Below are 12120 nucleotides of genomic sequence, written 5' to 3' on the forward strand. Positions count from 1 at the left end.
GCCCCGCGCAGGACATCAGTTGCACCCAGCGTAGTTCTCCGCATCCCGACCGTTAAGAGGCGGCGTTCCGGATGGCGAGATTGTTGTTCGGGAGGAAGCTCCCACGACGCGCCCCGTGCTCCGTGTGTGTGGCAGTGCGCCCGGCCTGCGCTCTCCTCGGGCCGGTACGGGAGCGCTTCCATGGAAGTCGCGTGGGTCGGCCCGCTGCACTGGATCCAGTGGGCTGGGGGACTCCGCCGCCTACATCCCCGCGGGCGGCGGACCGGTCCGGGAGGCGAACAGCGCTTCCCGGACTGTGCGTTCGCCCATGGCCCTCGCATGCCCTGAGAATGGCTGAATCACGACTGTCGTCCCGTGCCGTTCCTGGCCGGTTCCGGGGCCGTTTCGCGGCCCCCACAGTCCGTCCTGCTGCCGTCCCGTCACTTGAGCCCCAACCCCGGTCGGCACGAGGACGTTTGTGGCGTTTCGCTCAAGCGCCCCGCGCAGAGGCCCCATTGACTTGCCCGCGCGCATCCCGTAGCCCCTCCAGTACGCCGTTGTCGTGGCAGCATGGTCCCAAAGCTACTTCGATGCGTGCGGTTTGGTTTTTCCACAGCCTGTGGAGGCGGCGATGCGGTGGTTGGTGGGGTGGAGCAGTATCGCCGCGAGCTTCGGAACGGTCGGTTCGGTCGGATCGGTCGGCGCGGTAGGAACAGCGGGCGTGGTGGGCCCGGCCGGCGGCCCCGACGACGAGGCACGCACCGTGCACCCCGTCGGCTCCCAACTCCTGTGGGGCGACCCCGACCCGCTGTGGGCGGTCGGCGACTGGCGTCCCGACGAGGTCCGCACCATCACCGTCGACACCTTCACCCGCCTTGCCGTCCTCGGCTGTTGTGGAGCATCCGACGAAGAACTGCGCGTCGGCCTCTTCGCGGCGCGCGGCGGCGCACTGCGGCACCTCACCGCGTGGTCCGGCAGCTATACGGTCGTCGTCCAGGTCGGCAGAAGGATCACCGTCGTCGGTGACCTGGCAGGGGCCCGCCCCGTCTTCTATACGCCCTGGGCCAATGGCACCGCGTACGCCACCGCCGCGCTTCCGCTCGCCGACCTCATCGAGGCGCAGCTGGACATCGGCCACCTGGCGGCGCTGCTCGCCTGTCCCGACGTGCCCGAGGCCCTGCGCGACGGCACGCCGTACGCGGGTGTGCGGCGCATCCCGCCCGGCCACGCCCTTGTGCTGCGCGAGGGCTCCCGCGAGATCACCGGCTACGAGCAGGTGGCGTCCCTGGCCGTCGCCGCGCCCCAACTCGACCCCGAGCGCGCGGTGGACCTCGTGCGCGACGCGCTCGTCGAAGCGGTACGGGCCAGACTCACCGCACCCCGGCACGCCCCGGAGACCATGGCGCCCGACCCGGGGCCGGTGCCCGGCATGGGGCCCGCGGAACGCCGCGCGGCCCGGGGCGCGCCCGTCCCCGGCATCGGGGCCGACCTCTCCGGCGGCAGCGCGTCGGCGACGCTCGCCCTCCTCGCCGCGGGCCTGCCCGGCATGCCAGGCACCGTCCTGGGCCACGGCACGGGCGCGGGGGAGCGCCTCCTCGCCGTCACGTTCAACGACCTGGCCTCCGACGCGCACGGCCGCGAAGCCGAACTGGAACGGGCCGGCGCCATCGCAGCCAACCCTCGGCTGCACCACGTCGTCGTCGCCGGAGGCGAAGAGGCCCTCCCGTACGCCGACTTGGCCAGCGGGCCCCTCACCGACGAGCCGGGCCCGTCCCTGGTCACCGCCGAGCGGCACCGCCGCCGCCTCGCCGCGGGCAGCGCCGACCACTTCACCGGCCACGGCGCCCGGCAGGTCCTCGACGCACACCCGGCCCGCCTCGCCGACCTCCTCATGGACCGCCGCCGCCGCGACCTGCTGCGCCCGGTCGCGGCGCTCGCGAAGGTCGAAGGGCCCTCCGCGCACTCGCTGTTCCTCCCGCTGACCGTCTACCGCGCCGCCCGCCGCCTCGCCCGTACGCCGTACCGCACAGGCATCGAGGAGGCGGCCACCCGCCTGATGGAACGCCGCTTCGACGAGCCGGGCGCGTGGGGCGCGGGCAACGGCGCGGGCGCGCTCGACGCGTCGCTCGCCGCGCTCGCCTGGAGCCGTCCCGGCCCGGCTGCGCGCTGGCTGACGGGCGAGGCGCTCGCTGAAGTATCGGTTCGCCTCCAGGGGGCCGCGGCGCGCCCCTCGTCCATACAGCGTCCCGGTGAGGCACGCGCGCGTGGCGCGCTGACCCGCGCCGCGTCCGACCACCGGGTCTTCGAGCAGGCCGCGGAGGTCCGCAGCCAACGGCTGCACGCACCCTTCCTCGACAATCAAGTCGTACGGGCCGCCCGCACCCTCCCCGAAGCCCTCCGCGTCCAGCCGGGCGCGCGCGCCGCGATCCTGCGTACCGTCCTGTCCGGCGCGGGCGTCCAGGACCTGCCCGCAGGCTGGGGCGCCACCTCGCACGCCTCGTCGGCCGCAGCCGACCGGGTCGGACTGCGGGCAGCGGTGGATGACTTGATCGCGCTGTTCGACGCACCGCTGCTCGCCGACGCGGGCATCGTCGAGGCCCGCGTCGTGCGCAAGGCCCTGAGAGCGGCGGCGGAGGGGGAACAGGTCCCGCTCGACGGCCTGGCCGACCTGGTCTCCACAGAACTGTGGCTGCGCCGCCTGGTATCGCGGCGAGGCACCTGCTGGACAGGTACGGCGGCCCCCCGCCAACGTGCAGTGGCAGGCGGAGTCCCGCCACTGCGGAGCTTGTAGGCGGGCGGGCGTCTGTGGTGCTGTTTCCGACCCGGGCTTGCCTACCGTGCCGGAGGTTATGGGTCGGGTGGGCGTCTGCGTTGCCGTCCCCGAGGGGACAGCCCCGCGCAGCGGGCCCTCCTCCCCCCTGCCCCCACCTACTCCCCGCAGCTGATCCGCGACTGGGCCCAGTCAGAAAGCACCACCGAGCTGAACGGATCCTGCGGCTCGACCACAAGCCGAACCGTCTCGCGCCCGGACACATCCGCATGGACCGGCACCGCCGCATCATCCCCCCGCACCACCTGCGACTTCCACAGCAGCGCCCCGTCCCCGTACACGGAGAACCGCACCGCCCCGAGCCCCATCGTCATGTCGTCGACGCCCGCCACCGCGTCGTACGTCGTGCAGCTGCGATTGAGATCGATGGTCACCGAGGACGCTCCGTGCACCGTCACCCCGTGCCCGTACTGCTTCCCGCCGATCGACATCCCGTCGCGCTGCCACAGCCAACTGCTCTCGCCGACCCGCACCTCGGGCTTGGTGTGATCGCCGAACACCCAGTAATCCAGCCGGTTCACCTGGTAGACGACCGGCGCGGGCGGCGGCGGAGGAGGAGGGGTCGGCTTCGGCGGAGGAGTGGTCTTCACCGGCGGCTCCTGCTCAGGCGGCGGCTTCGGCGCGGGCGGCCTGGGCGCAGGCGCCTGCGGAGGCTTCGCCTGCGGAGGCTTCGCCTGCGGAGGCTTCGGCTTCGGCGTGGGGGACGGCCCCGCCACCGGCACCACCCGCGGCGCCGGCGGGGGCGGCGGCTTCGGCTCGGGGCTCGGCTTCCGCGGTACGACGGGCTGCGCGACCGGCGGCTTGGCCACCGGCGGCTTCGGCTCGGGCTTCGGCTCCTCCCCGGCGAGGGCGAACACCACTCCCGCGGCCACCGCGACAGCCACCGCCGCCGCGATCGCCGCCTTCGCGGGCGCACCCATCGCCTCGGCACCGGCGGCCCCCGCGGCCCCGCCGGAAGCACTCCCGCCACTCGCGGCGGCAGCCGCCCCCGCACCCGCCGCGCCACCCGCCACAAGGCCGGCGGCCTTGAGCGTGAACCCACCGGCGATCCAGCCGATGACGGCGACCGGAAGCAGCGCGGGAATCCCGGCATTGACGTCACTCAACTCACCGGCGGCGACCCGGCACTTCGCGCAATCCTCCAGATGCTTGCGCAGCCCCCGCTCGGCCCGCATCCGCAGACCGCCGCGGGCGTACGCGCCGAGGCGGTCTGCGTAGTGCGCGCAGTCACCACCCGCTGTCAGGGCGGAGCTCACATGAGCCTGCAGATACGCCTGCTTGAGCCCCTCACGGGCCCGGCTGGCCAGCACCGCCGTGGCGTTGGGCGTCAATCCGAACAGCGGTGCGACCTCGCTCGGCGACTCCTCCTCGACCGTGGTGTGCCAGAGCACGGCCTGCCAGCGTTCGGGCAGACTGCGAAAGGCCTGCATGGCCAGCGTCTGCTCGGCCTCGTGCATGGCCCGTACGTCGGCGCCCAGATCCTGGGTGTCCTCGTTCGACATGTCCGACGACCGGGCGGACTCGGCGGCGAACAGGGCGAAGTCCTCGATCAGTTGCTCGCGCTTGGCCGTCTTCGTCCAGGCCGCGGCGACGCGTCGTGCGGTCGTCAGCAGATACGCCCGCACGGCCTGCTCGGGACCCGCACCCGCGCGCACGGCCTGCAGCGTGCGCGCGAAGACCTCGGCCGTCAGATCGTCCGCGGTGTGAGCGTCCCGGCAGCACGAACGCGCATACCGGCGCACGGCTTCGGAGTGACGTCGGTAGAGCCCTTCGTACGCACTGTCGTCACCGGCCCGCATCCGCTGGATCAGCGCCGCGTCGGAGGCCGTCACGGCCTCGGCCGAAGGCGACTGCGGCGACTGGACCGATTCCGTCAGCGGCCCGCTGCCGCCCTCGCGCTGCAAGGGGACACCCGCGTCCTCGGCATCCGCAGGGGGCCACGGACCGGGGAGGACGGTCCCGCCCTCGGGATCACCGCTCGTGCGGCCCGGCCCGCCCTGGCTCGGCACCTGCCGCGCGGGCAGACCACCGACCTCCGGGCCGTCGCCGGCATGCCCGGCACCGCCAGGACTCTCGAGCGATTCGTCCCGCCCCTCAACACCCATGGCGGAAGCCCCCGTAAGCACCCTCAGACCGCAACACCGGCCAAGAGTCCCACAGGGCGAACCACGGACAGCCACTCACGACCGCCAACCACTCGTCCGGGGTGTTTTACCGGAAGGCGAGCACTGGCCTTCACCCCATCGGGGAAGACTCAACGACCCTCATGAGCACGCGACTTCGTCGCATGATGACCCGTCAGGCGCCGCCGAGTCGCGTCAGCGCCGCCAGGTCCTGCAAGGCAGAGCCACTGGCCACCGGTCTGAACGGCGACCAAGCCGGTCGTACCCCTTGCCCGTGCCCGTACCCGTACCCTTTGCCCGTGCAAGAAGCACGACCAGGCCGGTCGTACCCCCTGCCCGGGCAAGGAGCCGCACCCCTCGCACGAGTAGGAAGCCGCACCCCTTACACGTGCCAGAAGCAGCCACAAGAAACCGGCACTCGCGTCACACGGGCCTGGACCGCAGCCCCTCCAGCAGGATGTCCAGCAGCCGTGCGGAAGCCGCCGCCTGCTGCGCCGCATCCGGCAGGGAAGGCGCAGCCGTGGCTATCACCAGCAGCACATCGGCCACCGTCACATCGCCACGCAGCTCACCGGCCGCACGCGCCCGGTCCACCAACTGCCCCACGACCGCGAGCAGCGTCGCCGCGCCCGCGTCGACAGTGTCGCCGTCATCCAGGCCGTCAAGACCGAGACCGGACGCCCGCGGCTCCGGCCGCTGCTCGACCAGCCGCAGCTCCGGCCCCGCCGGGAGGCCGGACTGCCGCTGCTGCGGCACCCGCGCCTCGCTCTGCACCACGGTCGACTCGTCGATGTCCACGCCCACCCGCAGCACCTGCGGCGGAAGCAGCCTGCCCGCGCCGGAAGCCACCGACGTACGCAGGAATCGCGACAGCGCCGACCAGGGCTCTTCCTCCTGGCCCAGGGCAGTGCGCGCCTGGTCGGTCAGCCGGGAGGTCTCCTCGTCGGCTATCCGGCGCACCAGCACGTCCTTGCTGGGGAACCGCCGGTAGACGGTCCCGACCCCGACTCTGGCCCGGCGGGCGACGTCCTCCATCGGCGCCCCGTAGCCCAGCTCGCCGAAGACCTCGCGAGCCGCCCTCAAAACATGTTCAAGATTGCGCTGTGCGTCAACGCGCAGCGGCGCGGCACGGGATCTGCCCGTCGCCACCCGCCCGTTGCTGTCTGTGGCGACAGCAGTCTGCCAATGAGAGTCCTGAATGCGCATCAGCGTTCCCCCGGTAATGATGTCTCCCCCCGGAGACTCCCCGCCCTGACTGTCAGGAGCGCAAACCTGGGCGCTCCGACGAGATACGAACATAGTTGAGCCGGAGTGGATTCAGAAGGGGGTAGTTCCGCACGGAGCGCCCGCCCGATCGGAGTATGGACCGAAACCTTCCTGATTCGGCCTGTGCCCACCCTTCATCCCCATGCCCTGACCTGCGAACCTTCCGAATCGGCCGGGAATTTCCGCACCCCGTTACCCCCGTGACCTCCGGTCACACAATTTGCTGGGCCTGTGGACAAAGTCCTGATGCCGTTGCGTCATGGGGTGGTGAAAGCTCATAACTCACCGGGGTCGACCCCCGGGTCCCCGCCCCGCACCCGGATTCTCGTGGTCGGCGGCGGCTATGTCGGGATGTATACCGCACTGCGTCTCCAGCGGAAGCTGAAGAGCGACGAGGCCGAGATCGTCGTGGTGACGCCCGACCCCTATATGACGTATCAACCTTTCCTCCCCGAGGCCGCGGCCGGCTCCATCTCGCCGCGCCACGTCGTCGTACCGCTGCGCCGGGTGCTCGACGGCTGCAAGATCGTCATCGGCGAGGCCCGGTCGATCGACCACGCCAAGCGCATCGCGACCGTCGCCACCCTTGCCACCGAGGAGGAGGGCACCGGACCCGTCGAGATGCCCTACGACGAGCTGGTCCTCGCCCCCGGTTCGGTCTCCCGCACACTCCCGGTCCCCGGCCTCGCCGAACTCGGCATCGGCTTCAAGACCGTGGAGGAGGCCATCGGCCTGCGCAATCACGTCATCGAGCAGATGGACATCGCCTCCGCCACCCGCGACCCGGCGCTGCGCGACGCGGCCCTCACCTTCGTCTTCGTCGGCGGCGGCTACGCGGGCGTCGAAGCGCTCGGCGAGCTGGAGGACATGGCCAGGTACGCCTCCCGCTATTACCACAACATCAAGGCCGAGGACATGAAGTGGATCCTCGTCGAGGCCTCCGGCCGCATCCTCCCCGAAGTCGGCGAGGAGATGGGCCAGTACGCGATCCGTGAGCTGCGCCGACGCAATATCGACGTACGCCTGGAGACCCGACTCGACTCCTGCGCGGACCGCGTCGCCGTGCTGGACGACGGCTCCCGCTTCCCCAACCGGACGCTCGTATGGACCGCCGGCGTCAAACCGCACCCCATCCTCGCCGCCAGCGACCTCCCACTGAACGCACGCGGCCGGCTCGCCTGCACCGCCGAGCTCAAGGTCGACGGCGCCGAGCACGCCTGGGCGGCCGGTGACGCCGCCGCCGTACCCGACCTCACCGCGGACGAGACCGGCAAGGAGTGCGCGCCCAATGCCCAGCACGCCGTACGCCAGGCCAAGGTCCTCGCCGAGAACATCGTGGCCTCGCTGCGCGGCGAACCGCTGAAGAACTACGAGCACTCCTACGCCGGATCCGTCGCCTCGCTCGGCCTCCACCAGGGCGTCGCGCACGTCTACGGCCGGAAACTCAAGGGCTATCCGGCCTGGCTGATGCACCGCGCCTACCACCTCAGCCGGGTCCCGACCTTCAACCGCAAGGCACGGGTCCTCGCCGAGTGGACGCTCTCCGGGCTCTTCAAACGCGAGATCGTCTCGCTCGGTTCACTGGAACATCCGCGCGCCGAGTTCGAACTGGCGGCCGGTGGGCATCCGCCCAAGACTCCCTGACGACTGTCAGTGCGGTCGGTCACAATGGACGTGTGACCATAGGTGGGCTCACACCTGCACAGAGTGACCCGCTGTAGCCGCCCGGCGGCGCACCCGAAGCGACACCCGGCAGGGCAGCAAGCCCCGACCATGCCGGCCGGACAACACCATGAGGCCTGAACGTCAGTGAACTTCACGCGCTGGAGCGCCCGTCTCCCCGGAACGCAGCGCCGCGCAGCAGCGCGGACCGACCGCGGCTCCGTGCCGGCAGCCCGCGGTGAGTACGCCCAGCGGACCGGGCACGATTCCGACGCGCCGGGGGGCGACTCCCTGGACGCCGTGCCTGCCCTGGACGAGCTCTCCGTCCGCGAGATCCTCGGCAGACTCCCCGCGCTCGTCGCCCTCGTGTACGGGCCCGAGCACCGCGTCGCGTACGTCAACGACGCCTACGCCACCGCCTTCGGCCCCCGCGAGCCCGGCGCCCCGGCGGCCGTCGCCCTGCCCGAGCTGGAGGAGCTCGGACTGCTCCCTCTCATGGACCAGGCCCTGCGCGGAGGCACGCCGCGCACGGTCAAGTCCCGCAAGATCCCCAAGGGCGGGTCGTACACGATCACCTGCACGCCCATCGAGACCTCCGGGCGCGGCGGGAGTGAGGGTGGCGTCCTCGTCTTCGCCGCCGACGTCACCGACCACGCGGAGGCCGCCGAGCGGCTGCGCGCCAGTGAGCGCCTGCTGCGCGAGACGGCCGTCACCCTCCAGCGCTCGCTGCTCCCGCAGGAACTGGAGCAGCCCGACGACCTGCGCATCGCCGCCACGTACCAGCCGGGCGGTACGGAAGCGGCGGTCGGCGGCGACTGGTACGACGTGATCACCCTCGGCGCCGGCCGTACGGCCCTGGTCATCGGTGACGTGATGGGCCGCGGCGTGCGCGCGGCTGCCGTCATGGGCCAGCTCCGCACAGCGGTCAGGGCGTACGCCCGGCTGGATCTCCCGCCGCACGAGGTGCTCCAGCTGCTCGACGGCCTTGCCGCCGAGATCGACGCCAGCCAGATCGCGACCTGCGCGTACGCCGTCCACGACCCCAACGAGGGCCGTCTCGTCTACGCGTCGGCGGGCCACCTCCCGATCCTCGTCCGCGACGCGGACGGCTCGGTCCGCCGCGCCGAGGACCACACGGGCCCGCCGCTCGGCACCGGTGGCTGGATGCACACCTCGGGCACGATCGGCCTGCCGCCAGGATCCACGGCCGTCCTCTACACGGACGGTCTGGTGGAGCGCCGCGGCGAGGACATCGACGAGGGCGTGGACCGCCTGGAAACGGCAGTGGCCGGAGCTACCGGCACCCCGCAGGTCGTCTGCGACCGGCTGATCCGCGCCCTGGGCGTCACCGCGGAGCACGACGACGACGTAGCGGTCCTCGTCGTCCAGCACCCCGCCCGCACCGGCCACAACGCGGAGCTGTTCCACAACGCCGCCCTTGAGCTGCTCGGCGGCATTGAAGCGGCCCCGCGCGCAAGGGCCTTCGCCTCGGGCGTGCTGGCGTCCTGGCGTTTCCCGGTCGAGCTGTGCGACCTGGGCGTCCTGGCGGCCAGCGAGCTCGTGGCGAACTCGCTGCAGCACGGCACCCCGCCCATGCGCCTGCGGCTGCGCAGAACGGACCGCCGCCTGATCATCGAGGTGACGGACGGCGACGACCACCTGCCCCGCCGCCGCCGGGCCGACCCGGCGGACGAGGCGGGCCGCGGTATCTCGATCGTCGCGACCATCGCTTCGTCCTGGGGCAGCCGCCGCACGCCGGGAGGCGGCAAGGCGGTCTGGTGCGAATTCGCCCTGCCGGACCCGGTGGCCTGAGCCGGCCGGCTCAGCGGACCGGCTCGGCCTGCCGTTCCGCGTGCTGCACCTCGGGTACGGAAGAGGCCACCACGAGCGACTTGACCGGCAGCGGCCGGTCCTGCGCCGGGGTGAGTCGCCTGCCGAGCCGGAGCGACAGCACGCTGATGCCGAGCGAGAAGACAATGAAGGTCACGATGTACGGCGCGTGCAGCGAGGCACCCATGGGCCCGCCCACCGCCGGGCCGAGGGCCAGCGCGAGCTGCTTGACCAGCGCGAAGGCCGAGTTGTACTGCCCGACCATCGACTCCGGTGCCAGGTCCACGACCAGCGGCGCGACGGTCGGCGACAGCATGGCCTCACCGAGTCCGAAGAGCGCGTACGTCGAGATGAACGCGGCCGTCGCCATGGTCTGGCTGCCGTGCCCGAGCCCCGCGTATCCGGCGACGATCCAGGCGAAGGCCCAGATCAGCCCGACCAGCGCGATGACCCGCGAGCGCCGACGGTGCTCGACGAGCCGCAGCACCACGAACTGCGCGACCACGATGACCGCCGTGTTGGCGGCAAGCGCGAGCCCGAGGGTCGAGGGATCGATCCCGGCCGCCTCGGTCCCGTACGCGGCGAGACCCGACTCGAACTGCCCGTAGCAGGCGAAGAACAGCACGAACCCGAGCACGCACACCCGCACCATGGCCTTGTGCCGCATCAGCACCCGGAAGCCGCCCTGACCGGCCGCGTCGCTCTTCGGCACGCCGCCCGGGAGGACCGCCGCGCGCGGCAGCTTGACGCCCGCGCCGATGCCGGCCAGCACCAGGAACATCACCGCTTCGATGCCGAAGAGCAGCAGGAAGCTGTCGGGCCGGTTCTTGTCGACGATCTGGCCGCCGATCAGTCCGCCGATACCGAGGCCGAGGTTCTGCAGGAAGAACTGGGTGGCGAAGGCGCGGGTACGGGTGGCGGGGGTGGAGGACCACACGATCATGGTCGCGAGCGCCGGCTGCATGACCGCCGTACCCGCACCGAGCAGGGCCGCCGAGAACACGGTCATCTGCACATTGCCGGCCAGCCCCATGGACAGGGCGCCGACCGAGGCCGTGACCGCGCCGGTCAGCAGGACGGGCAGCGGCCCGCGCCGGTCGATGATCCGGCCGGTGAACGGGAGAACGACAAGTGCGGCCACGGCAAAGACGGCGAGCACGACGCCCGCCGTAACCGAACCCAGATCCCGCACTTGAGCCACGTACACATACAGATACGGAACGGTGAAGCCGATACCGAACGCACTCAGTGCGTTCCCCGTTTGTATCCGGCGCATCGCAGCGCCCATCGCCCTGGTCACACTCACCTGCCTCGAGGTCTTGAAGGAGAGATGAAGTCTGAAGACTTCAAAGCTAAAGTTAGAACCTCAACAATACACATGCAAGGACTTAATGGCGAACGGCGGCCGTGTCATACTGCGCGGCATGCCTGAGACCCCCAAGCCGTCCGGCCCCCAGGAGCCGAGCCTCGACGAGCAGATCGCCGCCTATCAGCGCGAGTACGGCGATCTGGACCCCCAGGTCGAGAAGGTCGTCTCGGCCCTCGGCCGCCTCAACCGCCGGATGAACGTCGCCTACGGCCGCCAGGTCGCGACCCTCGGGATCAGCAACACGGAGTGGGAAGTCCTCAAGACCCTCGTGATCTCCGGCGCCCCGTACCGACTGGGCCCGGGCGAACTCGCGAAGCGCCTCGGTCTCACCCCGGCCGCCATGACCCACCGCATCGACCGGATGGCCGGCGAAGGACTGGTCACCAGGGACCGCGACGAGAACAACCGGGTGCGCGTGATCGTGGAGCTCACCGACGAGGGCCGCAGCAAGTGGCTCGAAGCGATGCGCATGGCGTCGATGTTCGAGGAAGACCTGCTCCAGGACCTGTCCGGCGAGGAGCGCGGTTCGCTGGGAGACATGCTGACCCGCCTGCTCCGCAGGGTTGAGGACGCTCAGCCGGACGCCGGGGGACGCCTCACGGACCTGGACTGAGGGCGGGAGTTGACACCGGTCGGATCGGTCCGTAGTATCCTTCGAGTTGTCACGGAGCCGGAACGGTTCTTCGTCAACAACTCACGCCGCGAATGCGGCAACCCAAACTCAGAACGATCTCCCACTCGGGATGATTTCTGTATGCCGGAATCCATTCCACAGGCTCGATTGTGAGCCGCCCGGGAAATCCGCTAGAGTTCGGGACGTCGGAACGGCCAAACAGCCGGAAAGACAAAGCCCGCTGACTGGGAATCAGGCCCGAAAGGATCTGATAGAGTCGGAATCGCCGGAAAGGGAAACGCGAAAGCGGGAACCTGGAAAGCACCCCGCCGACGGGGAATCGGACACGAAAGCGTCTGGTAGAGTCGGAAACACGAAATACCGAAGGGAAGCGCCCGGAGGGCCCCGTGAAAAGGGACCAAAGGAAGCGTCCGTTCCTTGAGAACTC

7 protein-coding genes are annotated in these 12120 nt (G+C 71.1%); 4 read left to right on the top strand and 3 right to left on the bottom strand.

Annotated elements, in window-relative coordinates:
* The first annotated feature begins 610 nt into the window (after positions 1–610).
* Positions 611–2770 (top strand): asparagine synthase-related protein, encoded by a 2160-nt coding sequence (locus tag QMK30_RS18480; protein WP_283519361.1) that lies wholly within the window; start codon positions 611–613, stop codon positions 2768–2770.
* Positions 2771–2907: 137 nt separating this feature from the next.
* Here QMK30_RS18480 and QMK30_RS18485 read toward each other — a convergent pair whose 3' ends face one another.
* Positions 2908–4914, bottom strand: a complete 2007-nt coding sequence (locus QMK30_RS18485; protein WP_283519363.1) for a sigma-70 family RNA polymerase sigma factor — start codon at positions 4912–4914, stop codon at positions 2908–2910.
* Positions 4915–5355: 441 nt separating this feature from the next.
* Positions 5356–6138, bottom strand: a complete 783-nt coding sequence (locus QMK30_RS18490; RefSeq protein ID WP_283519364.1) for a TetR/AcrR family transcriptional regulator — start codon at positions 6136–6138, stop codon at positions 5356–5358.
* Between the two features lie 306 nt (positions 6139–6444).
* Here QMK30_RS18490 and QMK30_RS18495 point away from each other — a divergent pair, with 306 nt between their 5' ends.
* Together QMK30_RS18495 and QMK30_RS18500 are read left to right on the top strand one after the other, a co-directional pair.
* Positions 6445–7842 carry an NAD(P)/FAD-dependent oxidoreductase gene (locus tag QMK30_RS18495; RefSeq protein ID WP_283519382.1) on the top strand — a complete coding sequence of 466 codons (1398 nt, stop codon included), beginning with the start codon at positions 6445–6447 and terminating at the stop codon, positions 7840–7842.
* Between the two features lie 165 nt (positions 7843–8007).
* Entirely contained in the window at positions 8008–9672 is a 1665-nt protein-coding gene (locus QMK30_RS18500; protein WP_283519366.1) for an ATP-binding SpoIIE family protein phosphatase, read from the top strand.
* A 10-nt stretch (positions 9673–9682) separates the two neighbouring features.
* Here QMK30_RS18500 and QMK30_RS18505 read toward each other — a convergent pair whose 3' ends face one another.
* Positions 9683–10966: an MFS transporter gene (locus QMK30_RS18505; RefSeq protein ID WP_502963160.1), complete on the bottom strand. Its 1284-nt coding sequence runs from the start codon at positions 10964–10966 to the stop codon at positions 9683–9685.
* Between the two features lie 148 nt (positions 10967–11114).
* Here QMK30_RS18505 and QMK30_RS18510 point away from each other — a divergent pair, with 148 nt between their 5' ends.
* The gene (locus tag QMK30_RS18510; RefSeq protein WP_283519368.1) at positions 11115–11672 is read left to right on the top strand and encodes a MarR family winged helix-turn-helix transcriptional regulator; all 558 of its coding nucleotides are present in this window, start codon (positions 11115–11117) and stop codon (positions 11670–11672) included.
* Positions 11673–12120 lie beyond the last annotated feature (448 nt).

Source organism: Streptomyces sp. H27-C3 (genome assembly GCF_030063415.1).
Lineage (GTDB): Bacteria > Actinomycetota > Actinomycetes > Streptomycetales > Streptomycetaceae > Streptomyces.

Excerpts from the sequence above, each read along its gene's own strand:
- QMK30_RS18480 (WP_283519361.1), top strand. The coding sequence starts at position 611 with ATGCGGTGGTTGGTGGGGTGGAGCAGTATCGCCGCGAGCTTCGGAACG.
- QMK30_RS18485 (WP_283519363.1), bottom strand. The coding sequence starts at position 4,914 with ATGGGTGTTGAGGGGCGGGACGAATCGCTCGAGAGTCCTGGCGGTGCC.
- QMK30_RS18490 (WP_283519364.1), bottom strand. The coding sequence starts at position 6,138 with ATGCGCATTCAGGACTCTCATTGGCAGACTGCTGTCGCCACAGACAGC.
- QMK30_RS18495 (WP_283519382.1), top strand. The coding sequence starts at position 6,445 with ATGCCGTTGCGTCATGGGGTGGTGAAAGCTCATAACTCACCGGGGTCG.
- QMK30_RS18505 (WP_502963160.1), bottom strand. The coding sequence starts at position 10,966 with ATGCGCCGGATACAAACGGGGAACGCACTGAGTGCGTTCGGTATCGGC.
- QMK30_RS18510 (WP_283519368.1), top strand. The coding sequence starts at position 11,115 with ATGCCTGAGACCCCCAAGCCGTCCGGCCCCCAGGAGCCGAGCCTCGAC.